Annotated in this window: 20 protein-coding genes; 14 read left to right on the plus strand and 6 right to left on the minus strand. The window is 46.1% G+C overall.

Going from position 1 to position 23505, the window contains the following annotated elements; all coding sequences use genetic code 11:
- Nucleotides 1-135: 135 nt before the first annotated feature.
- The 3 genes from L4D19_RS06465 (at nt 136) to L4D19_RS06475 (ending at nt 2843) form a co-directional block, all read left to right on the plus strand.
- Entirely contained in the window at nt 136-1140 is a 1005-nt protein-coding gene (locus L4D19_RS06465; RefSeq protein ID WP_428451744.1) for a response regulator, read from the plus strand.
- Between the two features lie 3 nt (nt 1141-1143).
- Entirely contained in the window at nt 1144-1590 is a 447-nt protein-coding gene (locus L4D19_RS06470) for a PAS domain-containing protein (protein WP_428451745.1), read from the plus strand.
- A gap of 254 nt (nt 1591-1844) precedes the next feature.
- A complete protein-coding gene (locus L4D19_RS06475; RefSeq protein WP_428451746.1) occupies nt 1845-2843 on the plus strand; it encodes an OmpA family protein in 999 nt (332 codons plus the stop codon).
- Nucleotides 2844-2933: 90 nt separating this feature from the next.
- Here the strand turns inward: L4D19_RS06475 and L4D19_RS06480 are convergent, their stop codons facing one another.
- Nucleotides 2934-3725 (minus strand): M48 family metallopeptidase, encoded by a 792-nt coding sequence (locus tag L4D19_RS06480; RefSeq protein WP_428451747.1) that lies wholly within the window; start codon nt 3723-3725, stop codon nt 2934-2936.
- Between the two features lie 129 nt (nt 3726-3854).
- Here L4D19_RS06480 and L4D19_RS06485 point away from each other — a divergent pair, with 129 nt between their 5' ends.
- From L4D19_RS06485 to L4D19_RS06500, 4 genes are all read left to right on the plus strand, one after another.
- Entirely contained in the window at nt 3855-4289 is a 435-nt protein-coding gene (locus L4D19_RS06485; RefSeq protein ID WP_428451748.1) for a hotdog fold thioesterase, read from the plus strand.
- A gap of 4 nt (nt 4290-4293) precedes the next feature.
- Nucleotides 4294-4524 (plus strand): DUF3389 domain-containing protein, encoded by a 231-nt coding sequence (locus tag L4D19_RS06490; RefSeq protein WP_160650922.1) that lies wholly within the window; start codon nt 4294-4296, stop codon nt 4522-4524.
- A gap of 337 nt (nt 4525-4861) precedes the next feature.
- Nucleotides 4862-5755: a phosphotransferase gene (locus L4D19_RS06495; RefSeq protein WP_428451749.1), complete on the plus strand. Its 894-nt coding sequence runs from the start codon at nt 4862-4864 to the stop codon at nt 5753-5755.
- Nucleotides 5756-5819: 64 nt separating this feature from the next.
- Nucleotides 5820-6452, plus strand: coding sequence for a putative ATP-dependent zinc protease (locus tag L4D19_RS06500; RefSeq protein WP_428451750.1), 633 nt, complete (start codon nt 5820-5822; stop codon nt 6450-6452).
- 64 nt (nt 6453-6516) lie between these two features.
- On the opposite strand, the gene L4D19_RS06505 is transcribed toward L4D19_RS06500, so the two are convergent.
- Nucleotides 6517-7344: a DUF2797 domain-containing protein gene (locus L4D19_RS06505; RefSeq protein WP_428451981.1), complete on the minus strand. Its 828-nt coding sequence runs from the start codon at nt 7342-7344 to the stop codon at nt 6517-6519.
- Nucleotides 7345-7515: 171 nt separating this feature from the next.
- On the opposite strand from L4D19_RS06505, the gene L4D19_RS06510 reads away from it, so the two are divergent.
- On the plus strand, nt 7516-7965 hold the full coding sequence (locus L4D19_RS06510) for a c-type cytochrome (RefSeq protein ID WP_428451751.1): 450 nt from the start codon (nt 7516-7518) through the stop codon (nt 7963-7965).
- Nucleotides 7966-8029: 64 nt separating this feature from the next.
- Here L4D19_RS06510 and L4D19_RS06515 read toward each other — a convergent pair whose 3' ends face one another.
- The 4 genes from L4D19_RS06515 to L4D19_RS06530 form a co-directional block, all read right to left on the minus strand.
- Nucleotides 8030-8701: a cytochrome b/b6 domain-containing protein gene (locus tag L4D19_RS06515; protein WP_428451752.1), complete on the minus strand. Its 672-nt coding sequence runs from the start codon at nt 8699-8701 to the stop codon at nt 8030-8032.
- 141 nt (nt 8702-8842) lie between these two features.
- Nucleotides 8843-10519, minus strand: coding sequence for a cellulose biosynthesis protein BcsG (gene bcsG, locus L4D19_RS06520; RefSeq protein WP_428451753.1), 1677 nt, complete (start codon nt 10517-10519; stop codon nt 8843-8845).
- A 23-nt stretch (nt 10520-10542) separates the two neighbouring features.
- A complete protein-coding gene (locus tag L4D19_RS06525) occupies nt 10543-10704 on the minus strand; it encodes a hypothetical protein (RefSeq protein WP_428451754.1) in 162 nt (53 codons plus the stop codon).
- Complete coding sequence (locus tag L4D19_RS06530; RefSeq protein WP_428451755.1) at nt 10701-12233, minus strand: BcsE family c-di-GMP-binding protein; 1533 nt, start codon at nt 12231-12233, stop codon at nt 10701-10703. Before L4D19_RS06530 ends, L4D19_RS06525 begins: the two co-directional genes overlap by 4 nt.
- Nucleotides 12234-12750: 517 nt before the next feature.
- On the opposite strand from L4D19_RS06530, the gene L4D19_RS06535 reads away from it, so the two are divergent.
- Genes L4D19_RS06535 through L4D19_RS06560 form a run of 6 tightly spaced genes read left to right on the plus strand, consistent with a single transcriptional unit; the run spans nt 12751 to nt 23444 of the window.
- The gene (locus L4D19_RS06535) at nt 12751-12933 is read left to right on the plus strand and encodes a hypothetical protein (RefSeq protein ID WP_428451756.1); all 183 of its coding nucleotides are present in this window, start codon (nt 12751-12753) and stop codon (nt 12931-12933) included.
- 25 nt (nt 12934-12958) lie between these two features.
- A complete protein-coding gene (gene bcsQ / locus L4D19_RS06540) occupies nt 12959-13777 on the plus strand; it encodes a cellulose biosynthesis protein BcsQ (protein WP_428451757.1) in 819 nt (272 codons plus the stop codon).
- On the plus strand, nt 13770-16379 hold the full coding sequence (gene bcsA / locus L4D19_RS06545; protein ID WP_428451758.1) for a UDP-forming cellulose synthase catalytic subunit: 2610 nt from the start codon (nt 13770-13772) through the stop codon (nt 16377-16379). The genes bcsQ and bcsA overlap by 8 nt, the downstream gene beginning before the upstream one ends.
- The gene (bcsB, locus tag L4D19_RS06550; protein ID WP_428451759.1) at nt 16379-18619 is read left to right on the plus strand and encodes a cellulose biosynthesis cyclic di-GMP-binding regulatory protein BcsB; all 2241 of its coding nucleotides are present in this window, start codon (nt 16379-16381) and stop codon (nt 18617-18619) included. Before bcsA ends, bcsB begins: the two co-directional genes overlap by 1 nt.
- A complete protein-coding gene (gene bcsZ / locus L4D19_RS06555) occupies nt 18619-19734 on the plus strand; it encodes a cellulose synthase complex periplasmic endoglucanase BcsZ (protein ID WP_428451760.1) in 1116 nt (371 codons plus the stop codon). The genes bcsB and bcsZ overlap by 1 nt, the downstream gene beginning before the upstream one ends.
- Nucleotides 19725-23444 (plus strand): cellulose synthase subunit BcsC-related outer membrane protein, encoded by a 3720-nt coding sequence (locus tag L4D19_RS06560; RefSeq protein WP_428451761.1) that lies wholly within the window; start codon nt 19725-19727, stop codon nt 23442-23444. The genes bcsZ and L4D19_RS06560 overlap by 10 nt, the downstream gene beginning before the upstream one ends.
- Nucleotides 23445-23505 lie beyond the last annotated feature (61 nt).

Here is a 23505-nt window from a genome sequence, read left to right on the forward strand (position 1 = left end):
AAAGATGTTTATAAATAGGTGGTGATGGCATATTTCAGCAGACCAATAGCGCTTCTACTGTTATCATCATGAGGAAAGTTTATTAAAAAGAATATATAGCAGCGCTCCAACAGATAAGAAGCGCGAGGAGCACGCATGGCTACTTCAATTTTGATTTGTGATGATTCGGCATTAGCTCGAAAGCAGATGGCAAGAGCCTTACCGGCTTCCCTGAATGCTGAAGTTACTTTTGCTGTTAACGGTTTGGAAGCCTTGCAGCACCTTAAGAAAGAAAAGTTTGACCTGATGTTCCTGGATCTGACCATGCCGGAAATGGATGGATACCAGACATTGGAGGCAATAAAACAGCAAGGAATAGATATTAAAGTGATTGTGGTGTCGGGGGATATCCAGCCACAAGCACAGGCAAGAGTGAAAGCGCTTGGTGCGATTGAGTTTCTTAAGAAGCCCGTCGACAAAGCCTTCTTGAAAACATTCCTCAAAGAGCTGACGCCCTCTGAGCCTGTCGCATTTGATGCGGTGATTCAGAGAGTGTCGACGCCCGCTCTACGGCGTCGTGATGTTTATCTTGAGGTGGCCAACGTGGCAATTGGTCGTGCCGCTGATTCGTTGGCACGTCACTTCGACGTGTTTGTTAACTTGCCTCTGCCAAACGTCAATGTATTTGAAGTGAGTGAACTTCATATGACAATGCGTCACCTTGCAAGTAGCAGTACGATGTCTGGCATTTGCCAGGGCTTTAGCGGTGAGGGGATTGCAGGTGAAGCGCTGGTGCTGTTAAGTGACTCCAGCGTAAAAGATCTGATGGCAATGATGCAGTATCCGATAGAGGCTGACGGGGACTCAGAGCTGGAACTGCTGATGGATGTCAGTAATATTCTGGTTGGTTCATTCCTGAAGGGATTAGGTCAGCAGGCCGAGGTGAAGTTTTTTCAGAGTCACCCAGTGCTCTTGGGTCAACACATGCCTATTGAGAGGATGATAGCGCAGACTGAAGGTAATTGGCGTAGAACGATGACATTTGAAGTCAGTTACGGGATTGAGAATACATCAATTAAATGTGACCTGCTGCTGATGTTTGTTGATGAGTCACTTCCTTTACTCGATAACAAATTGTCTTACTTGATGGATGAGGACTAGGCCATGTTTTCTTTACCTGCTGAATTTGAACAATTTCACTGGATGGTAGATATGGTGCAGCATGTTGATGTTGGCCTTGTCGTACTGGATAAAGACTTTACCATTCATGTCTGGAATGGATTTATGATCCATCATAGCGGCAAACAGGCCCATGAGGCGATCGGAAAGAACCTCTTTGAGGTATTCCCTGAGATACCGTCAGAATGGTTTACGGCAAAATCCAAGCCTGTGTTTGAACTAGGTTGCCGGAGCTTTTTGATTTGGCGTCAGCGTCCCTACCTGTTTAAGTGCCGTAATGTAAGGCCAATCACTCAGCAAGCGCCATTTATGTACCAAAACGTTACGTTGAACCCGATGACCTCGCCAAAAGGTGACGTTGATTATCTTTTTATGGCAGTGGAAGATGCCACGGCCGAAGCGCTGGCTGAAGGGCGGTTAAAAGACAAATAATTACCATAAAAAAGCTCATTTCGATGAGCTTTTTTATTATTTCAATAATGGGTTTTTAATCTTACAAGTCTGAATATCGCCGATGTACTTAGGCTGCTCCTCTAGGGTTATCTGAACAATCCCCTTTCTTTATTGTTGATATATGTACGATTTTTCTTATTAATTCGTTGTATTTCCCTTGTAAAAATCCAAATTCGGTTCTAAACACTTAAGTGGTAGTGGCAAAAAAGAATCAATAATAGGGATATCTAGATATGACAAAAATGTACAAAATTCTCCCATTGGCATTATTAGTTTCGGGAGTCGTTCATGCTGCAACAGATAACCCATGGTATGCCGGTGCGCGTATTGGTGGTACCAACTTTGATAGCTTCGGTGGTGCTTTGGATGGTGCCGAGAGCAGCTTTGAACGCGATGATTGGGGCGGTGGTGCCTTTATTGGTTATACCTACAATTCTTGGTTTGGTGTCGAAGGTGGCTACACCTATCTGGGGCAGGCTGACGCCAATGTTGGTGGTGGCGGGTTTGAAGTGCACGGCTTGGATCTTGTGGGTAAGTTCACATGGCATGCCGCGCCGTCATTTGATCTCTTTGGTAAGTTAGGTGGCTACGTCTTTGATGTCGATAACAGCGTAAATAATCAGGACGATAACGGTGTATCTGCAACTGCGGGGATCGGTGCTGAGTATTTCTTTAATGACGATCTGTCTGCTCGCGCGGAGTACCAATATTACAACCAGGTCGGAGGTAGCAGTCCGGGCGAAAGTGATGTTCATTTCTACGGTGTTAGCCTGGTCTACTATTGGGGAGCGCCAGAGCCGGTAGCCATTATCGAGCCAGAGCCAGAACCAGTCCCCGAGCCGGCACCGGTTCCCGTTCAGCCGGAAGTGATGAAAGTGAAAGCGCTGAGTGTCAACTTGCCGTTTGCCTTTGATAGTAATGCTTTATCGCAGTCGGATATCGATCGGATCCAACCTATTGCCCAACGGCTGGTGGAGTACCCGGAAACAAAACTCTATGTCGTTGGCCATACCGACAGCCGAGGATCCGAAGAGTATAACCAGAACCTGTCTGAAGAGCGTGCCGCTGTTGTCGCCGGTTATCTTGGCGCGCACTTTGGCATTAACAAAAGCCGTATTGTTGCCCAGGGTAAAGGGGAGTCGGAGCCGCTGGCACCAAATGATACGGAAGAAGGTCGTGCTAAAAACCGTCGTGTAGAAGTGTACACGCCGGGTTTTGAAATTACGAAGTAACACGTTTGGAAGCAGTGTTATTGAGTAAAAAAAGCGCCTTCGGGCGCTTTTTCCTTTAGGGTAATCTGTCCTAAATAAGACCTGGCCTAATTATAGCTGGCACTGAGGGCGTGTTGCATTGTAGCTAGGCAAGCGCCCAATTTCGGCTCTCAGATCATCAATTCGTGTCGAGTGCGACGGGTGAGTTGACAACAACTCCGGTGGCTGGCTTCCTCCTGATGCTTTGGCCATGTTTTGCCACAGGCTGATGCTCTCATTCGGGTTAAAACCGGCCTCGGCCATCAGGCGCAAGCCAATGATATCGGACTCTGACTCCTGGGCACGGCCATATGGCATGAGTACACCGTATTGTACCCCGAGCCCAAGCCCGGCCATGGCGGCATCATGATACTGCGTGCCACTGATAGCCATACTGGAGAGCTGTAGACCGGCATTGGCTAACTGGTTACGCGAAAGGCGTTCGTTGCTGTGCTGGGCCAATACGTGGCCGATTTCATGGCCAATGACGGTGGCGAGTTGATCCTGATTGTTTGCGACACCCAATAATCCGGTATAAACACCGATTTTTCCGCCCGGTAAAGCAAAGGCATTGACTTGCTTACTGTCAAATACCACCACTTCCCATTGACTGAAGCCGCTGCTCGGGCTCAGCTTGGTTGTTAAGGCTCGGGTGACACATTGTACATATTGGTTGGTTTTTGAATCGCGGTTGATGGTTTCTTGTTGTTTTAGCTGCTCAAAAGACTGCGCACCAAGCTGCGACATGTCTTGGTTTGAGAAAAGCAGCACTTGCTGACGACCTGTCGGCGAACTGGAACAGGCCGTTAGCGCAAGGGCCGAGGCGATAAGCGCCGTACTGATAAGAGGTCGAAAGTAATTCATCTGAATGACTCCTTCCATTCAATTATAGGAAAAACTAATGATTCGATCATACTACGACAGGCGCAGAGTTAGTAGTCGGTAAGGGGGGAGAGTGGTATTCTAGCAACATAATGATCTATAGGTAACCTCATGAGTATTTGGAAAAAAGACTTCACCTTAGATAGCTTGAACCAGAGCTCGGTGAATACGCTGGTCGAACATCTTGGAATAGAGTACAGCGATTTTGATGACAATAGCCTGAGTGCTGTGATGCCGGTTGACGCGCGAACCCATCAGCCGCTTGGGATGCTTCATGGTGGTGCGTCAGTCGTGTTGGCAGAAACGCTTGGCTCACTGGCTGCTAATATGTGTGTCGACGAGACGAGGTATTGTGTCGGGCTGGACATTAATGCCAACCATGTACGTGCTGTTCGCAGCGGAATTGTTAAAGGAACCGCAACACCGGTGCATATCGGGACGACAACCCAGGTTTGGCAGATTGAAATTACAGAAGAGCGGGGACGTTTGGTGTGTACCAGTCGTTTGACAATGGCTGTAATGAAGCATAAGAAGAAAGACGCGTAACTCTATGAATTTATCTTTTTCTGAAGGACGAATCATTGCCAATCAGCACGAGTTGGTTGTTCGTCTTAATGGTGTATCTCGAGCCTCATTGCAGGCGAGGGTTGACGATATTACCTTAATTGGTGGTGCCAATGTAGTTACCGCGACTGGAAGTGGTGTTAACTGGTCGGTACGGCTGGATAGTGAAGAGCAATTGAACCAGCTTGCTGAAGCGGTAGGTATTGCGATTCAATAAGGTGTAATCTGGTATATCGGTATCACGTATACTCAATGTCTTTATGGTAACTGATAAAGACAAGTAGTAACTCTTTGTTTTCTAAGAATGGATTGAGATCCTTTCCCATAACACTTCGATCTGCGAGTTTTCACATCCGAAATGGCTCCTTGGATACAATTTTATGAGAGCACGTGCTCATTAATTACTATTTTGACCCAAAACTCTAGCGACGGAGTGTCATTTGTTGCACTCTGGATGTGAGTGATAATACTAAAATAATGAATTATTGACTGCGTATTTGTGTAGGGAATAAGTAACTGAGTGAGTTCAGTTTCTCAAGGTAAAGGGAGTGTTAATGATTCAACCTCAGCTTAAGCAAATTGCTGAAACTGCCTATTTGACTATGTATAGTCAGCGACCTGAACTGTGCAACATCCAAGAAACTTTTTATGGTTGGGTTGTATTTGTTGCATCGCCAAGAGGGAAAGCTGTCGTAAAGTTCTCGAGAGAGATAGGGCGGCTGGCGAAAGAAATCACTGGTTTAAAACGTTTATCTGATTGCCTTGATTGCTCTGTTCCAGAAATATTGTTTTTCGGCCGGGAAGAAGGCTATGACTACATAATGATGGAATGGCTCGATGGGATGTCGGCTCATGATTTGCCCAATGACCCGGTCGCACTTGAGAGCTTTCGTGAAAGCTATACAGATTTATTGCTTGCTCTTCATGATAACCAGGCGCAACAAGGCTTTGAGCTGGCAGAAGGTCAATACGAACCTTGCCTAATTAAGGCGTTTGACAGTTGGATGTCGCCGGTGCTGCGCTACGTGCAAAGTGGATGCTCACCGTTCTCGCCCAAACTTAAAGAAGCCTACGGCTCAATGTGGGAGAGAAAAGAGGAGATCCTTTCGCCCATCAATAATAACTCATCATTTGTTCATGATGACTGCCATGTCGGTAACGTGCTATTTGATCCTCGGACATTTAAAGTAGCAGCAATTCTCGACCCTTGTGATGCGGGCTATAAGCACCGCGAATTCGATCTATTTCACCTCTACGATGTTCGCCCAGATTTGCAGCTTGTTGAGCGATATCAGGAAAAAGTGCCATTAGCCGAAGGCTTCGAGCTTAGACGCTGGTTCCTCAGTCTGTGGGATGATGCTAAGCATAGCCGAAACATGGGATGGTATGATGAGGCATGGCTAACGTCCAAGGTAAATCAATTTAACGAGATCTATGCCCACAGGTAGAACTTGCTAGCGAATGATTTATCAGCATATTATTGTGGTATAGGAATGATTTAAGGTTAACAGAATGAGAATAATTGCAGCCTGTATAGCAGCAGTCATACTCGCTGGGTGTGCACAGCAACAAGTTTCTCGAGGGCCGGAACCCAAACCTGAGCCAGAGGTTGGGGGAGAGGCAAAGCCTGTTGAGCCCATTGTTAGTGAGCCTGTGATTGCCCCGGTTTCAAAGCCAGAGCCTGTAGTCAAACCTGAACTCAAACCAGAACCTAAGCCAGAACCTAAACCTGCACCGGTTGTGACAAAGACCCAGGACGGAAAGTTAATTCTGGGTGCAGAAGAGTGGGTTTGGTTAGATTCAGCTAAGCAGCATGTAAGAGTGAAGGTTGACTCCGATGTGAAGCTTTCCACGATTGGCGTGACGGATGTTCAGGAGTTTGAGCGAGATGGCAATGACTGGATTAAATTTAAAACCAGTGGCCACTCAGTAGAACTACCTGTTGAACGTTGGCTGAAAGGTAAAAATGGAAGCAAAGAGCGTCAGGCCGTTGTTAAGTTAAGGGCTAAGCTGGGCGAACTGAATGAGCTGACGGAGTTCGCGTTGACGGCAGGCAAGGGGATTGTGCTCGGAATTAACTTTATCCGGGACGTTGCTATTGTCGACGGGACACGAAAATACGTACAGCCAAAGGCGAAGAAATAGCAAAACTTTTAGTAACAATGAAAAAGGCGGTAATACCGCCTTTTTTGCTGTGTAACGTCACCTTTTACGGTGTCTCAACCGTCACTTCGTAACTGGTAAACTTGCGTATATTAATCACACCGGTATCGAAGATCAGGTATTGCCCCTTGATACCGACTAACGTCCCTTCTACGACTGGGTTTTTGTCGAAGTTGTGAGATGTGATTTTTGTTGGGTATTGCGTTATCGGGTACTGAATGCTGACCAATTCTTCATTGAGTTGTTCGACGGCATCTTCACCGTACAGTGCTAGAAGCTCATTGAGGCGAGTTTCAATGGTAGGGAGTAATCTCTCGGCCTCAGTTTTCAGGTCAATGTTCTCGTTGTCACCTTTGAGCATTGCCCGCCAGTTCGTTTTGTCTGCCACCATCTCTGCCAGGGCGATTTCAACCAGCCCCGAAATCTGACGGGTCTTTACTCTTAAAATAGGTAGTGCCTGTGTCGCACCTTGATCTATCCAACGTGTCGGTAACTGGGTATGGCGTGTAATGCCGACCTTTAAACCTGACGTATTAGAAAGATAGACGTAGTGTGGAACCATACAGTGGGTATCCCCCCACTCAGGCTCCCTGCAGGTTCCCTTGGCATAATGACAGGTTTCTGGCTTCATGATACACATGTCACAGCGAGCCAGCTTTTTCATACAAGGAAAGCAATGTCCCTGTGAGTAGCTTTTCTTTGTTTTCTTGCCACAGGCATCGCAGAAGATATTACCGGTATAGGTCAGCTTCAGTGTTTTGCCTATGAGAGGATTTAGGGGCAAGAGTTCATCACCGACAGGAAGCTGGTACTCAACTTCATTCCCTAGTGATGACTTCATTTTTTTTAGTGTGCCTAGCATGACTTTGCTCATATTGTATTTTTGTAGTACGGATGATTTTATCATTACTCGCACCCAATCTCAGAACTGATTTATCACTGGTTACAGTATTGTAAATGTTTGTAAGTTGTGGGCTATAGATGTTTACTGTCTGTGTTGTATTGGTATCATTTTGTTTAATAACAACAACTAGATGGAACTACAATGATGAAGAAAGTAATACTAGGCAGCGTACTGTTGGTTGCAACCAGTGTCTCGGCATCACCTTTTGAAAAACCGGAAGATGCTATCCATTACCGTCAGTCTGCATTTTCCATGATTGCGACAAACTTTGGTGATATGGCTGAAATGGTTAAAGGTCGTAAAGATTGGGATCAGAAGCAATTTAGCCAACGTGCACAATTTATCTCTCAGCTATCGTTAATGCCGGAGGAAGCGTTTAAGGAACCTGGTACTGAGTCTGGTGATACGAAAGCAAAACCTGAAATCTGGTCTGACTGGGATGGCTTCTCGGTGAAACTCAACAAGTTTCAGACCGATCTGGCCCAGTTGGCAACGGTGTCTCTTGAAGGTGACGAGCGTGCAACGAAACGTGCGTTTGGCGTAGCAGCGAAAAACTGTAAATCCTGCCATAGCGATTATAAATTCCGTTAATGCCAGCAGCAGAATAACAATCGGGGGTAAAGTGAAGACACTTTACCCCCGATGCGTTTATATCTCAGAAAAGATAACTCACAATCTCTTGTGCGAAGTAGATGTAAATTACCCCGCCAATCATGGCAAAAATCAGCCACCCAATCAGTCCGTTTGTTATTCTCGGCGCAATGCTTATTGGAAGGGGCTTATTACCGTTAATCATAGGCTTAATGAGGTTTTCCTTACCTAGCAAATAGGTAATGATAGCGCACAGGTGAAGACCTATTGCAGCTAAAATCAGGTTGAAGTTTAGCGCATGAATTTCCGTGAGCAAGCTGCTGATCTCACCACTTACATACATTGTGAATGGGCCTTCAGAAATAATGTCATCATTGGCGAATAGTCCCGTTATAAGCTGGATGCTTAGCAAAGCAAAGAAACAAAGCACCATGTAGCCACCTGCCGGATTGTGTCCGGGATGTTGTGTCGCCTGACTGTCCTTATCATGCAATGATGTCAAATACTGGAATACAGCCTTAGGAGAGCGGACGAAATGACGAAACTGGGCTGTTTCACTACCAACCATACCCCATACCAGGCGGGTGAGCAGAAGAGCCAATAAGAAATAGGCAACTGCGAAGTGCCAGTCCATGAGACCTTCCGTACCGGTATACCATAATCCGGCAACGGAACAGGCTTGCAACCAGTGATAACCTCTTACGAAGCCATCCCAGGTTCGCGTCGATACATTCATTGCTTATATCCTGTAATTGTTAATCAAGTGTGATTATTTTTACAGAATTAACAGTGTCATACCATGTTGTTTATGCCATCTTTTCAAACATTTACAATTTAGCTGATGTAAAAAGTGGCAAGCCAAGCTATTGCTCAGTCTCTAATTAGCATCGTAATGGAGCCAGCTTTCATCATCCAGTGTCAAGAAAGAGGATTTTCTGATTTCAAGAATGGTAGTTCCTTGATTTTGAGAAACAATCCCGACTTCGTCTAAATTCTGAACAAGATCACTCAACTGGAAGGGCCTTCCGGAAAAGACATCGCTGGCGATAATGTTCCCTAACAAATCGGAAATCGCGAGATAACTATTGGGTTGGCTCAGCTGTATTTTATCGCCTTGGATATTGAGGTCGGGGCCAAAGAACTTAATGCCAACAGGAACATGCGTTATGGTCTTAGTCGGGACTTCTCGCATTCCCTGAATTTGCATTTTGTCACCTCGCATTGCAGCGCCGTGCTCAGGGACGAATATCACAACCAGATTCCGGTCTGACTTTTTAAGCTTGTCTACAAATGCGTAGAGATCATCAAGAACATTTTTTTGCTGCTGCCTGTAGCTGATTAGGCTACTACCGGAATTACCTCGAATGATCCGGTTTCCATCATGGGCTGAAATAGAGTTGTACAGGGTGACTGTAGGCGTATTGCGAGTTTGGTTGGTTTGGGCAAGCCACTGCTTTAATACAGTGGCATCTCGGTAAATACTCGAGCCATCAAAGCTTTTCTGGTACGGCGATAACCTATCAAGTTCGACAGCGGGAGAGAGCGCACCGATGTTGTTGCTGATATGGGTCATGAAATTCCCAAACTCACCGTTGTGGTTTAAAAGCAATTCATTTTTGAAACCAAGTTGTGTCAGGTTCTCAAATAGCAGACATTGGTTGTTGCTTGCACTTTCAAAAAGGCTGCTGTGTTCTTGTTGACCACAGCTGGCACGTAGTAGGCGAATAACCGCTGGGCCGCTATAGGCTGTTGCGGAGTTGAAATTTTCAAACAGGATATCAAATTCTGCTAATAAAGGATGGGTTGTCTGGCCTGTGAGGGCGAGATCGTCCCAGGATATCGAGCAGATGTTCAGTAGGAGGATATCAAAGTTATGATTCATGCTGAGCCCGCTCTGTAAGCTGGAGCGTTTTTGCGCTTCATTAGCAAAAAAAGCCTTCCGGTATTGATTCAGACTGATATCGTCAATGATATCAGGAAGCTTTAATTTAGCAGTAGGGTGCTCTACGTATAAGGCAGCCGTTGTTTGGGTTGGAACGATAGGAGCTTTATGTATTTCATTTTGCGCAACCTGGGCAGCAGGTACTTTGGCCTGTACATAGAGCGGTTTTTCTGTATGGCTAAAGCTAAAAAATACCATGATGATCATCACTAGGCTTGTTACCCTAAAGACTTGATGAGCAAAATAGTAAGCGATGAGGATAAGGCCAAATAAAAGGATGATATCAAGAGAGATAAAACGGGTAAGCAGTTCAAACAGATAGAGCGTATCGAATTGTAGTAGTTGAGAAAGTTGGGTGGTTAATCGGTTAAGCGGCGGTAAGAACGAATCATAGTGAAACAGCCATAGGCCGACAACGACGGCAATGATATTTTTGGCTGCTCTTAGCCCCTTGTTAGCCACAGGGATCAGCAGGAAAAAGAAAAATGCAAAATTGTAGAGGGTCGAAAATCCTATTACCCCTTTAACCTTTAGGGCTATCTTGAGCAAAAAGTAGATATTCCACCAGCCCAGAGACCAAGTTACTTTTTCACTGAGTTGTTTCGTTGTCATGATAGGCCGTTTCCCTGCTTGAATTACAATGCATCATCTTTGTTTTTGTATTTTTTGAAATAGCTAAGGTGTCTGTTTAGCCAGCGTCGACGGACTTGGGAAACCATTGAGTTGGTGAAAAAGCCAAGCACAAAGCCGACAGTAGTCGCAACCGAGATTGTCAGAATAAAATCAGTCAGGTTCATGGTAGTACCCTCTGAGATTTCCGTTCTAGCGGTACACGCTTGGCGTAGATGCGAGTTGTAGTCTTGTGGCTAGGTAGCGGTTTGTTTGTGTGCCAGCGTGTTGGTTTAGTTTTGACGTTTTTGTTTAAATGTGGAGCTGTTGCGTTGGTAAGCTCTTCAATAATGTCAACCGGGTTGATAAAAACGTCATAACTAGAAAATAGCTCACTGACCTTGAGGTGAAAGATGCCGTTTAGTACGTCGTCTATATCATTGGCTCTAATTGCACTTAAAAAAACATAGATAACACCATCTCCGGCCGTGAGCAGATCGCCATCACGTCGTAGCTTACACAATGAGGCACACTCTGTTATGTCTTGGCTCGGGAGTATGTTGAGCCTTATCAAGGCAAAGTCTATTTTTAAGCTCATTTGCTGTGAAATAAGTGACTTAACGTGCTGAGTGAACAATGTTATATCGCTTTGGCCTGAATAACTGTAACGCGGCCGCAAATTGAGAAGGTCTTCATATTTGTCAGGGAGCTGACCAACATATACTTGGTTCTGTACTGCGAGCGTCTGGCTGACAAAGTGAGAGAAAGAAACCTCGGCGGGAACGATAAGATTGACTCCCGAGTCCAATAACAGGCGTTCATCAAAATAGCTGATACATTGGATGAGTTCCCTGACAATAATTTTCAGTTCAAGTCCGCAAGATGTCCTTAGTTGGAAGGCGAGACGTGATATCCCCTCAATTGCTTCGTAGGAAACACAAGGAAAAACGATGGTTGCCTTCTTGTTGGTTATTGATGCCTCTAGAATTTCTTCCGGAGTCTCAAAGAACCGAAACTGTGCCGGGGGGATTTCATTTTCTCTTAACAAAGAGGTCAGCGTTAAAACATTTCGGTTGTCATTGATAGTGTCGGTGATAGATAAATTGCGCAAGTACGCTTTGTCTTCGATTGGAGTATATGTCTTTTGGCTCGCATCAAAGTAATAGTCGGCGTTAGTCATAATGCCTTGTTTGGTGTGGGCAAAAAGAAGCGTGTAGTGGTAGTTAGTTTCATCTGAAGTGCTCACGAAAGAGACACTTTCAACCTGGTTGCTATGAGCCAACAACGTTGAAGCGAGTGACTTATTATGACGGACGTCATAAATGCAAAAATACACAGTGATGTTTGACTGAAGTTGCCAGATCTTCAAACGTGATAACGCAGTGCTAAGCTGTTCGTTGTTACTAGATGAAAATAAGCTGCTATCTGATACAACAAATAATGTACTACCTGATGTCACGGGTATTTTCTCAATATCATCAAGTAGCTGAAAGATGTTTTTCAGGCTGTTACTGCACTTTAAGAAAAATACTTCATTATAAAGTGCTAAGAGCTTGTCTTTATTCTTAATGGAGAATTGCTGGTAGCAATCATAAGACGTATTAAATAATAAGACGTGATAATCTGAATCTGCTGCATGTGGTCCTTGAAGGCTGCAAGGATCAGTCTCAAGCAAATTTATCACTTTATCATCTTCTGAAAGAATAAAATTAGTCATAACCTACATTGCTCATACTCTTTTACAGCCGCTATATTCACTGTTAAGGCAACTTAGAATTGGTTGGTATGTCAGATGCCAATTATATGGATGAAATAAAATCAATATGCTTCAGTTTCGACATTCCCCAATTGTTAATAAGCCTAGTACCAAGATCGTAATTTGGTCAATTTTCAGCAGGATAAACTCATAGTGATAGTACCTACTCATAGCCATCAAGGCTCAGACGCATCTGAAGCCAAATCGGAGAGGGGGCTACTAGGCCGAAAAGTCAAAGATAGGGTGGTGCTTGCTTTTCAGTTAGATCTCAACGAGGAGTAAAAAAGTGCAATAAAAAAAGTCAGATTGTGGCTGTTTTATTAACTTCTGCTATTCTTATTATGTTGATAATTATGATTATAAGTAGATAAGCGTATTACTGACTAAGGCGTTAAAATCAGTAATTGATTTTATATGAAATTTCTGTTGACGTCCGTCATCAATACATTTTGTGTCTTTAAAATAACTATAAAGTGATATGGATATAGAATCAGATCTTTCTTACATAGCATCTTCATACCATTTGGATGAGTTTGACTATGAAGAGTTTGCCGATAACGAAAGGGCTCGCATTATTAACGGGCGTTGGGGTGTTTTTGATGAAGTCAATGAACGCCATCCGAAACCTGTAAATGGAATAATAGAAATAAAAGAGCCATAATTTATTCTTCGAAAGGTCTAAATAGATGAAATTAATCGCTATCTCTGGCTTGAAGGGCGGGGTTGGTGCATCGACGGTTGCTGCTAACCTTGCTGGTGGGCTTCATGATATTAATAAGAATGTTGCAATTGTAGACTTGGACTTTCGTAATTTTCTTCGTGTGTACTTCTCGATGAAAATGACAGATGGTGATGGTTGGGCTAGCCGTGAATATTGTGGCGAGGACTGGGCTCTTGCTTTTCATCAAAGCCCTGCCGGGGTGAGCTTTCTTCCCTTCGGAGCACAAGCGAAACCTGTACTATCCGGCAGGGAGAAGAGTATTAGTAAACAGCGTAAAATCGATTTTTATTCAGATCCCAAATCAGTTTATCGGCTGTCTAACAGTTTTTTTTCTGAGATGCTGACAACGCTGGCTGATCAATTTGACTATGCCATCATTCATTTACCATCTGTTAGCTTTACTAGCAGTTTCATGGAGCCTCTGCGAGATCTTCATGCCACTATTGATCTGCACTTAGTCGTGATCAATCCCGATACGGCTTGCTATTCTATTCTCGATGCCCAGGGTGAAAGTGTTAGTCAGCTTTCCAAAATCAAACTGCTTGCGAATAAGTTCTATTCGACGAGTGAAGTGAGTAGTGACTTTTCCTTTTATATGAAAAAAATATGGGGAGAGACCTTAATTTCAAACCCGATTCATTTCGATGAGGCGCTTGCGGAAGCAACGGCTAATTTACAAACCGTGGGCTGCTATTCTCCCGGCAGTCTTGCCGCTGCAGAGTTCAAAACTTTAGCGCTGTGGAGCATTGCTGCCCTCAGTTGTGATGAAGGCAGTTATGCTTAGCTTCATTGCAAAAGGGGTAATCAAGCCCTCAGTTATTCAGAACTTCAACAAACACCTGGCGGTATATCCCGAGAGTGAGCATGCGTCGAATTCAGGTCGTTTTATATTGTTCATCTGGTTTTGTATCTGCTCTATTGTTCTTCGGCCAACCGTTTTCGGGCATCAGACTTGGACATTACCTCTAACGCTTTTCCCGCATATTAATTTTGCCAGACCTCGTTTTTTGGATTCGATACGCTGTTTGATACAGGCGCTATGGTTGCTTGTGGTTAAGCAAAATGGTGCTGAACGAACTCGACGAGAAGCTAGGGAGACAAAGCTGGGCAATACCCTACGAGACGGCCTGTTGTGGTTTATTGGCCTTCCGATGGCCTTCGTGCATTGGGCTGGAGCCTGGGTCGAAAAGGCGGCAGATAAATCTCAAACAGTAAACAGCCCCGATAGAGTGAGCTTCTCCAAGTTATTGCTAACAGTGTTGGTCGGTGTTGCTTCAGTGCTTTGTCTTACGGTTCCTTTTGCCTGGCAGGCACAAGTTATTTTCGTGTTGTTACTTTGGCTGGCAGCAATGATGATACGGCGCTTGCCTGGTCGGGTGCCTAACTTATTGTTGATCATTCTTTCCGTTACTGTTTCGTGCCGGTACATATGGTGGCGTTATACCTCGACACTTAATTGGGACAACTCCGTCGATTTGGCTCTGGGTTTGATATTGCTGATGGCGGAAAGTTATTCCTGGTTAGTCTTGATGCTGGGCTATTTTCAGAATGCCTGGCCATTAAAGCGAAAGCCTATCCCGTTGCCAAAAGACGTTTCAGAATGGCCAACGATTGATTTGATGATCCCGACTTACAACGAAAGCCTGGATGTGATTAAAACAACCGTACTAGCAGCACTTGGTGTGGATTGGCCCAGAAATAAGCTCAATATTTATATATTGGACGACGGGCAGCGCGATGAGTTCAAGGCCTACGCAAAGGAGGTTGGGGTACATTATATTCGCAGGCCAACCCATGAACATGCCAAGGCCGGTAACCTCAACTATGCCTTAAAGCGTTCTAGTGGTGAGTTTGTTGCTATTTTTGATTGTGACCATGTGCCAACAAGGGCCTTTTTCCAGGTCACGATGGGCGGCTTTCTGAAAGATGACAAACTGGCACTGGTGCAGACGCCGCATCATTTTTTCTCGCCAGACCCCTTTGAACGTAACCTGGCGAATTTTAGGGATGTGCCTAATGAAGGGAACTTGTTCTACGGATTGGTACAAGATGGCAATGACATGTGGGATGCGACTTTTTTCTGTGGCTCATGTGCGGTATTACGTCGTTCTGCGCTAGATGAAATTGGTGGCGTTGCGGTCGAGACGGTGACTGAAGATGCCCATACGTTCTTGAAGTTGCATCGCCTTGGTTATCGTTCAGCGTATCTACGCCAGCCAGTATCGGCCGGCTTGGCAACAGAAAGTTTATCGGCGCATATCGGTCAGCGGATCCGCTGGGCAAGGGGAATGGCGCAGATTTTTCGGTTGGATAACCCTTTGCGGGGGAAAGGATTGAAGTGGCCTCAGAGGCTCTGTTACCTCAATGCTATGCTGCATTTCTTATCAGGGATCCCCCGATTAATCTTCCTTGTCGCTCCTCTGGCTTTTCTAGTTTTTCATATGCAGATCATATATGCCCCGGCGATCGCAATTGTTCTGTATGTGTTGCCACATATGACCCATGCAGCTATAGCGAACTCGAGAATCCAGGGAAAATATCGGCATTCTTTTTGGGGGGATGTCTATGAAACGGTATTGGCCTGGTATATCGCTCGCCCGACTACCGTTGCGTTGTTTGCCCCGGAAAAAGGCCGCTTCAATGTGACCGAAAAAGGCGGGCTGATTGAAGAGGCCTATTTTGACTGGAGTATTTCGAAACCCTATCTGGTGTTGATAGGAATGAATGTCGTTGGGTTGGGTTTCGGGATCTACCGGCTTGGATGGGGGCCAGGAGACGAGCTCGCAACCACCGGGGTTAATCTGGTTTGGACCCTGTATAACTTGTTTATTTTGGGAGGCGCAATTGCTGTTGCGGCCGAAGAGAAGCAGATTCGAAAGAATCATCGTATCGATGTCGAAATTCCTGCGATGGTTCGCCTACAAAGCGGCCATATGTTTCCGGCGACTTTGGTCGATTTCTCACTGGGAGGGCTGCGGGTCAAAACTGCGAACAATTCAATCTTTGACGGACAACCTGAAATAGAAGTGACCTTGCACCGTTCGTCAGAGGAAATAACGTTTAAATGCATGGTTATCTACCGTGACGAAGAGTGCGTTGGCCTTAAGCTCTGTCCCCTTACAACCAAACAAGAAATTGATTTCGTACAGTGCACGTTTGCCCGTGCGGATAACTGGTTGATTTGGAAAAAGCAATATCAACCAGATAGACCAATGAATAGTTTCAAAAGCGTACTGATGGTAGGCGTGAAAGGTTATGAAAAGCTATTGGAGAATAGCCCTTCGGCCGTTAAAAAATCCTACCTCTCTCTAAAGTCAGTTATTGGGGCTCTACTTAGTTATCTGTCGTCATTTAGGCCAAGGTTTGTGCAGTTGAGGGATGATTAATGAAGCGACTAACCATCAAAATAATAACACTTCTCGTTGGTTTACAGCTCTTCTGTTTTGCGACTGTTGTACAGGCGTCTGATCCTGTTGCGGATATCGAGCATAAGGATATTAGCTTTTCGCAGTTGGGTATTAATGGTTCTATCACTATGTCCGGAAGCGAAAGTACGGCTTATCTGAGCTTCGGTTCACGGCTGGATGAAATCGTCTCGAAAGCGGTGTTAGAGTTTAGTTTTATTCCCTCTCCGGCATTGCAGTCCGCCGTTTCTCATCTAAAAGTCTTTTTGAATGAAGAGCTGATGGGGGTAGTTCCCATTAATGAGGGTGACCAGGGGCAACGCGTGTCTGCTTCGATACCGCTAAACCCAAGGTTTATTAGTAACTTTAATCAGTTACGTTTTGAACTTATTGGATCAATCAACAGTACCTGCCGTGATCCGAATAGCCCGAGTATCTGGGCTGAAATCAGCAAGGCAGGTAGCATTAAGCTGCAAGTCCACAATGCTGTTCTGGCAACGGATCTCGCTTTGTTACCTGCGCCATTTTTTGATCAAAGAGACTTTTCGCATTTAACGCTTCCTTTTGTTTTTCCACCTCAACGTGACATTGACGGCTTAACCGCTGCAGGGGTGATGGCTTCTTACTTTGGCACTCTGGCCAGTTGGCGCGGTGTTAATTTCCCTGTCTATTTTGACGACCTTCCCCAGCAGCACAATGCGATAGTCTTTGCAACGAATCAGCATCGCCCTTCATTTATTAAAGACCTGCCAACAGTGAATGGCCCTGTGCTTCAGCTCATTACACATCCCACCAACCGTTACCGGAAGTTATTGCTTGTACTGGGGCGTGACAGCCTTGACTTGAATACAGCTGTACGTGGTTTGGTGCTAGGAGACAGTTTGCTCTCTGGCCCTATAGCTCGGATCAATAATGTTACCGAACTAAAGCCTCGCAAGCCCTACGATGCGCCGAACTGGGTGAGAACGGACAGGCCGGTGAGTTTTGCCGAACTGGTTGAGGGGCCTTATCAGTTACAGCGTGAAGGGCGTAGTGCTGCACCTATTAATGTGGAATTCCACTTACCACCGGATCTGTTTGCCTGGCAGTCGAGGGGCATACCGCTTGAGTTAGCCTACCGCTATTCCCCGCCGTTAGGGAGTGCCGAATCGCGAATGAGCTTTTCGGTAAATGGGCAGTTTGTCGAAGCCTTTAATTTATCGGATACGGGCAAGCATGCCGGTAGCAGCCCGATCAGAGTACCGCTACTGGATGACACGTTAATCAGCGTGAATTCCACTTCTCGTATCCCGGCTTTTCGTATTGATAGCAGTAATACGATGCAGTTTGAGTTTAGCTTCATATCAGGGGCGGATGGTAACTGTCAGTCGGCACAACCCAGCCGTTATTACGCAGTGATGGACTCGGATTCCACGCTGGATTTCTCAGATTTTCCACATTACATAAAAATGCCCAATTTACGAGCATTTGCAAAATCAGGCTTTCCATATTCCAGAATGGCCGACTTATCGGAAACCGCTGTGGTTATAAAGCCAAATCCGCCTGCGCCTGAAGTAGCGCTGATGCTCGATACGATGGGGGCGATTGGAGCCAAAACAGGGTATCCGGCAATAAAGGTAGCCATGTTGGATCGTTGGGATCCGGAACTGTTGATTGATAAAGATATTCTGATGATTGGGCGGCTATCGCCAAAGGATGATTATGCCGTTTCTCAAGATGGCGCCAACCTGATTTTGGGGGAAATGACCAGGAAATTAGCCTTGCCCGTGAGTAATAACAAGCTGGGTTGGGCGAGCTGGATACAGAGCAAGCCTGAAGAGGCAGATGTTTTAGGGACCGTTGATATAACGGCTCAAGGTGCATTTGCAAGCATGGTTGCTATGGAGTCACCTCTAACCAAGACACGTAGCCTCATTTCGCTAGTGGCATCGCAACCAAATGATTTTGGCTTAATTGGTGATGCGCTGAATGACAGTGGCAAGTTAGACCATATGTTTGGTTCGGTTGTCACTATACAGGAAGGGCAGGTGGCGAGCTTCGAGGTCGGAAAGAGTTTTTACCTAGGGCAACTACCAGTAATGGACTTGGTTTGGTATCACTTCTCTTCCCACCCGGTATTGCTCGCCTTGTGTGTCGTATTCCTAATTGTCTCGCTCACGATAATATTCTGGCGTGTATTGCGACGAATTTCTGCCGACAGATTGGCTGACGGAGGTAAGTAATGAAACAGCTAATTGCTCTGCTAGTTTGCATTATGATCAGCTCTCAGGTATTTGCCAAGCAATGTAACTGGCCTCGATGGGAAACGTTTAAGAGCACCTACATTCTTGATGATGGTCGAGTGCTTGATGCATCCGATCCGAGGCAGATCACTACCTCTGAAGGGCAGTCCTACGCATTGTTTTTTTCGTTGATTGCCAATGATCCCGATACCTTTGATTTACTCTTTAAGTGGACCCAAGCACACTTGGCCAAAGGTGATCTGACAGCCCGGCTTCCTGCATGGCTGTGGGGAAGAGATGCACAGGGAATGTTTACTGTGCTCGATGCTAATTCAGCCTCGGATTCGGACCTGTGGATAGCCTATACCCTGTATGAAGCTGGCCGGCTATGGGACAACTTTTACTATCAGAGTGTTGCCTACTTCCTTGCCAGCAGGATATTGCGCGAGGAGACCGTAGCGCTGAAACAAGGTGAGCGTTTCTTGCTGCCGGCGCCTAAAGGTTTTGTTATTGATGACCGCACTTACCGCCTCAACCCCAGCTATGTGCCTATTCAACTGATAGAAAAAATGGCGACATCCTTCCCTCATCAAGACTGGGCGTCCCTCAGAAAGGGAAGTGAAAGGCTCATCGTTGAATCGATGCCAAAAGGCTTTAGCCCTGATTGGGTTGTTTATTCCGATAAAGGTTATACGCGGGACAAGAAAACTAAAGGGGAGGGGAGCTATAACGCGATTCGTACTTATTTATGGGCGGGTATGCTGGCCGATGATGATCCGTTTAAGCCTCAGGTTGTCGAGGTTATGCAGCCCATGGTCTCGGCAAATACACGAAAAGGGTTACCGCCGCAAACGGTAGATACGCGTAACGGGTCTTATCGGGGCAAGGGGTCGGCTGGTTTTTCAGCTTCTATGTTGCCGCTGTTGGTGGCATCGGGCGAACGTGAACTTGCGAGTAGTCAGTATCAGACGGTGAAGGAGACGCTGCTTAGCGAGCAGAAAGATTACTACTACGATAATGTTCTTGCGCTTTTTGGCGAGGGATGGTTTGAAAACCGATACCGCTTCGATCGTGATGGCAGCTTGGTTACCTTTTGGGATACGCAATGTCAGTGATTTCGGTGCGCATGATAGCGAAAGTAAGTCTGTCTCTCTGTTGGCTCATTATTGCCGGTTCTGCCTGGGCACTGACCCCTGAGCAGCGTCAACAAGTCTATAGTTTGTCGCCGTCGTTATTACAGCAAGCATCCCAGCCCCAAGCGATAGACTCTGTTGACTGGCTCCATGGCCAGATTGTTACCGCGGAATTGATGAATCGTGATGATATTGTCCAAAGTGCTCTAGAGAGATTAATAGCTGTCTCGCCATATGATATACAAGGACAAGCAGCACGTGCTCGCCTTAGTGCGCGAAAGAATGAGATCAAGCAGGCTGAGTTGATACTGAACCTGCTGAGAGTGCAACATTCCGGAACGAGTTCGGTGTTGTTATTAGAGTCATATCTATCCATTTATACCCATAAGCGGAATGAGTACAAACGACTTCAGTTGCTGGAAAAACTGGGGCGCACAGAAGAAGCCATTTCCGGTTACGATGCTCTGTTTCCGCATGGGATGCCAACATATCAACTTCGACTAGATTATCTTTCCTTGCTTGGTGAAGATGATAACAACTGGGAACGGGTCAAAGATCAGCTGGAGGAGATGAATTACCGATACCCGGATGTACCGGTTTTACAGCTCAGGCTTGCCAGCCACCTCAGAAAGCGGGACTCAGCTAACCCCTGGATGCTGGCGACTGTTAAGAGGTTGGCAGCAAATCCACATGTCGGGGAACAGGCAGCGAATACGTGGCTAAGAGCACTCGAAGATCTGCCCGTTGATGAAGGTTGGGCAAAACAGCATGCGACACTTGCCAGCTACTTCCCCTACAATTTCGCTATCCAGCAAGCTAATATTGCTGCCCAGTCCCGCTGGAGACAGGAGAAAGATTGGCTAAAAGATCCGACTTATCTTGCCAAGCTAAAGGGAATAGCTTTAGTGAAAACCGAGGATCCCGCTAACCTCCCAAATGCTTACGAGCAGCTAAGCTATGCGATGTCTACCCGGCCGAATGATCCTCTGCTACTTGAGGCGTTGGGAAAGTATTATCTGCGTGTAGGGGAGTCTGAGCAGGCATTGTTGTATTTCAAGCGGGCCGCATATTTTGACGAAGACCCTGATAACGCCACAAAATACCAATCCCTTGTTCGAACTGCCCAGTACTGGACACACATTGATCGTGGCGATCAGCTAGTTGAAGAGAGGAATATTCAACAAGGCAAGGAATACTATTCTAAAGCGCAGATTCTCTTGCCAGACAACCCGCAAAGTTATACCCGTCTGGCAAATCTTTCTCTGTCCGAGGGAGACTATTTAGCGGCAAGTGCCGGTTTTCGGAAGGCAAAGGTAAAGGATCCCTTGAATGCAGCAGCACTCAGAGGAATATTGGCTACCTATGTGACGCAGCAGCAACCCGAGATTGCGTTGCAGCAGGTGAGCTCTTTTACGCCAGCGCAACAAGTGTTGGTACGAAAGGAAATTGATGCGCTAACGATAGAACAGCTGGCACGGCGGCTTGAAACTTATGCGAGTAGCGAAAAAAGTTTGCGCCTAGTACAGCAAACGCTCGATATGCTGGTGGCACTTAACCCGAGCGATCCCTGGTTAAGAAAAGAAGTGGCTGATTTGCTGGTAGGCTACCATCAGAAAGCGCTGGCTGATCGCCTGATGGCGAACTGGGCCACGGCTACATCGGAGCCGGAAATGGTATATGCCTATGGCCTGTATTTATCCCAGCAAGATCGGCTTGAGGCCGCAATTGCTACGGTTTCGTCTATACCTGACGAAAATCGAACAATCAGTATGCGTCAGACTCTGGAAAGGATGAAACTCAAACAAGTGATTGTCCGGGCCACTGCCCTTTATGAGAAAGATCCTGATAAGGCGACCCGGTTGTTGCAGAGCTATCCTCGCCCCAAGCGGGTAGAAAGTCGGTTAACTCTGGCGTTTGCCTGGATACGAATGGGAGATCTTGGCAAGGCGCGTTTAGTTCTTGGTGCTCCGGAGCTTTCAACATTGAATGATAATATGTTCATTCGCTACGGAGAGGCTGCTGTTGCCCTCGATGATAGGTTTCTGTTCGATAGCTGGCGCATAGCTGCCCAAGACCGGACATTTAACTCAGAGTTACAGGCGAAATACTATCAGACTGTGGCCGACTACGAATTATACGGTGCCAAAGCCGATTATGCCGTCGGAAATGTCGGTAAAGCACACCAGACGTTTCAGTTTTTACTTAACTCTGAAGTTGCCAGCCAAGATGAGATAGCACTTCGTCTTGTTCGGACCAGTCATAAACTGGCTGATGAAAAAACCTTTAGCTATGTCACACAGCGCTTGATACAGCGTCAGCCTCTCCTTTCTTATTCACAGCAACTCAAATTGGCTGAGGTACTTTACGAGACCGATAATAATCAGGATGCGACCCTGATGCTGGCCAAGCTTAGTGAACGCAATGATGGGACGGTCATTGATAAGTGGGAATCGTTGAACATTGCGATGGAAAAACAGCAATGGGAAACTGCAGAAAAGCTGGCGTACCAGACTTTGCTGGCCGACAGGCAGGCGAAACATCCGGCTAAAAAGGGTGAGCAGACCCTGACCCTGGAAACCATGTATCTTGAAGCTGATGACTATTGGTTGACACGTAAGGTGAAGGCAGATATCGATACCCTGAGAGCCAGGGAAGACGGCTATATCAAGCTTGGGATAGATTATGGTTTTCGTGAAGGTGAGAACCATGAGCTCAATGTACCCTTGGAAGCCAAGATCCCTTTGCCTGAGCATGATGGTCATTTGGTCGTAAAGGTGGATTATGTTGAGATAGATTCTGGTGATCAAACCTTTTTTGATAGTGATGTCCGTTTTGAAGATAAGCAGAGCGGCACTGCCATTGGCATTGGTTGGGAAGCCAAAGACTGGCGGATCGATATCGGAACTACGCCTCTGAGTTTCCTCAATACCGGAGTAGTTGGTGGGGTCGAGAAGGTATTTGACATCGACCAGTTTACTTTTCGGGCTGCTTTGTCACGTCGCCCTGAAACCAGTACAACTGTGTCTTATTCGGGCATAAAAGCGGCCGTACCCCCGACGACGCCAACTGAGCAGGAGTGGGGAGGGGTGCTAAAAACAGGTATCAACCTTGGCCTGTCCTGGGATGACGGCGGGCCGTATGGTTATTGGTCGAGTGCGCAATTCCATTATCTGGATGGGAAAAATACCGTAGACAATACCCGTTTTGCATTGATGGGGGGCGGCTACCGCAAGCTAATCGCCGAGGAAGATAAGCGTTTGAGTGCCGGTATCAGTGCGTTTTATATGAGTTACGATAAAAACTTGGGTGAGTTTGCCGTTGGGCATGGCGGATACTATAGTCCCCAGTCATATTTCTCGCTTTCGCTACCGGTCAGCTACTACGGCCGCTATCAAAATACCTGGGCCTATTCTGCTTATGCCTCGGTATCACATTCCTGGAGTGAACTAGATGCGCCCTACGGGTTTGACGGCAGTGAAGAAAAAGGTGGGGACTTTGGTTATTCCCTTCGGTTGGCGGCAGAAAAACGGGTGAGTTCGAAGTGGTATGTCGGGGCGCTGGTGGATGCGGAGCGGTCTGAATTCTATGAGCCGAACCATTTTCAATTGTATGTGAAATATACCTTCAATGAGGGCTGGCAACCGATAAAAACACCGCCAGAGCCTGTCGCTCTTTATGCGGATTACTATTAAGCAGTTGGCTGAGCCTTGCATTGCTCGATCAAATTTGTCGATTAAGAAAAAAGCCTGCACG

The organism is Photobacterium kasasachensis (assembly GCF_050336885.1).
In the GTDB taxonomy this organism is placed as follows: domain Bacteria; phylum Pseudomonadota; class Gammaproteobacteria; order Enterobacterales; family Vibrionaceae; genus Photobacterium; species Photobacterium kasasachensis.

What these genes read in the sequence shown, in the direction of transcription:
- L4D19_RS06490 (WP_160650922.1), top strand. Translation starts at nt 4,294, where the DNA reads ATGAATTTATCTTTTTCTGAAGGACGAATCATTGCCAATCAGCACGAG.
- L4D19_RS06475 (WP_428451746.1), top strand. Translation starts at nt 1,845, where the DNA reads ATGACAAAAATGTACAAAATTCTCCCATTGGCATTATTAGTTTCGGGA.
- L4D19_RS06500 (WP_428451750.1), top strand. Translation starts at nt 5,820, where the DNA reads ATGAGAATAATTGCAGCCTGTATAGCAGCAGTCATACTCGCTGGGTGT.
- L4D19_RS06535 (WP_428451756.1), top strand. Translation starts at nt 12,751, where the DNA reads ATGGATATAGAATCAGATCTTTCTTACATAGCATCTTCATACCATTTG.
- L4D19_RS06510 (WP_428451751.1), top strand. Translation starts at nt 7,516, where the DNA reads ATGATGAAGAAAGTAATACTAGGCAGCGTACTGTTGGTTGCAACCAGT.
- L4D19_RS06515 (WP_428451752.1), bottom strand. Translation starts at nt 8,701, where the DNA reads ATGAATGTATCGACGCGAACCTGGGATGGCTTCGTAAGAGGTTATCAC.
- L4D19_RS06465 (WP_428451744.1), top strand. Translation starts at nt 136, where the DNA reads ATGGCTACTTCAATTTTGATTTGTGATGATTCGGCATTAGCTCGAAAG.
- L4D19_RS06470 (WP_428451745.1), top strand. Translation starts at nt 1,144, where the DNA reads ATGTTTTCTTTACCTGCTGAATTTGAACAATTTCACTGGATGGTAGAT.
- L4D19_RS06560 (WP_428451761.1), top strand. Translation starts at nt 19,725, where the DNA reads ATGTCAGTGATTTCGGTGCGCATGATAGCGAAAGTAAGTCTGTCTCTC.
- L4D19_RS06480 (WP_428451747.1), bottom strand. Translation starts at nt 3,725, where the DNA reads ATGAATTACTTTCGACCTCTTATCAGTACGGCGCTTATCGCCTCGGCC.
- bcsG (WP_428451753.1), bottom strand. Translation starts at nt 10,519, where the DNA reads ATGACAACGAAACAACTCAGTGAAAAAGTAACTTGGTCTCTGGGCTGG.
- bcsA (WP_428451758.1), top strand. Translation starts at nt 13,770, where the DNA reads ATGCTTAGCTTCATTGCAAAAGGGGTAATCAAGCCCTCAGTTATTCAG.
- L4D19_RS06485 (WP_428451748.1), top strand. Translation starts at nt 3,855, where the DNA reads ATGAGTATTTGGAAAAAAGACTTCACCTTAGATAGCTTGAACCAGAGC.
- L4D19_RS06505 (WP_428451981.1), bottom strand. Translation starts at nt 7,344, where the DNA reads ATGAGCAAAGTCATGCTAGGCACACTAAAAAAAATGAAGTCATCACTA.
- L4D19_RS06495 (WP_428451749.1), top strand. Translation starts at nt 4,862, where the DNA reads ATGATTCAACCTCAGCTTAAGCAAATTGCTGAAACTGCCTATTTGACT.
- L4D19_RS06530 (WP_428451755.1), bottom strand. Translation starts at nt 12,233, where the DNA reads ATGACTAATTTTATTCTTTCAGAAGATGATAAAGTGATAAATTTGCTT.
- L4D19_RS06525 (WP_428451754.1), bottom strand. Translation starts at nt 10,704, where the DNA reads ATGAACCTGACTGATTTTATTCTGACAATCTCGGTTGCGACTACTGTC.
- bcsZ (WP_428451760.1), top strand. Translation starts at nt 18,619, where the DNA reads ATGAAACAGCTAATTGCTCTGCTAGTTTGCATTATGATCAGCTCTCAG.
- bcsB (WP_428451759.1), top strand. Translation starts at nt 16,379, where the DNA reads ATGAAGCGACTAACCATCAAAATAATAACACTTCTCGTTGGTTTACAG.
- bcsQ (WP_428451757.1), top strand. Translation starts at nt 12,959, where the DNA reads ATGAAATTAATCGCTATCTCTGGCTTGAAGGGCGGGGTTGGTGCATCG.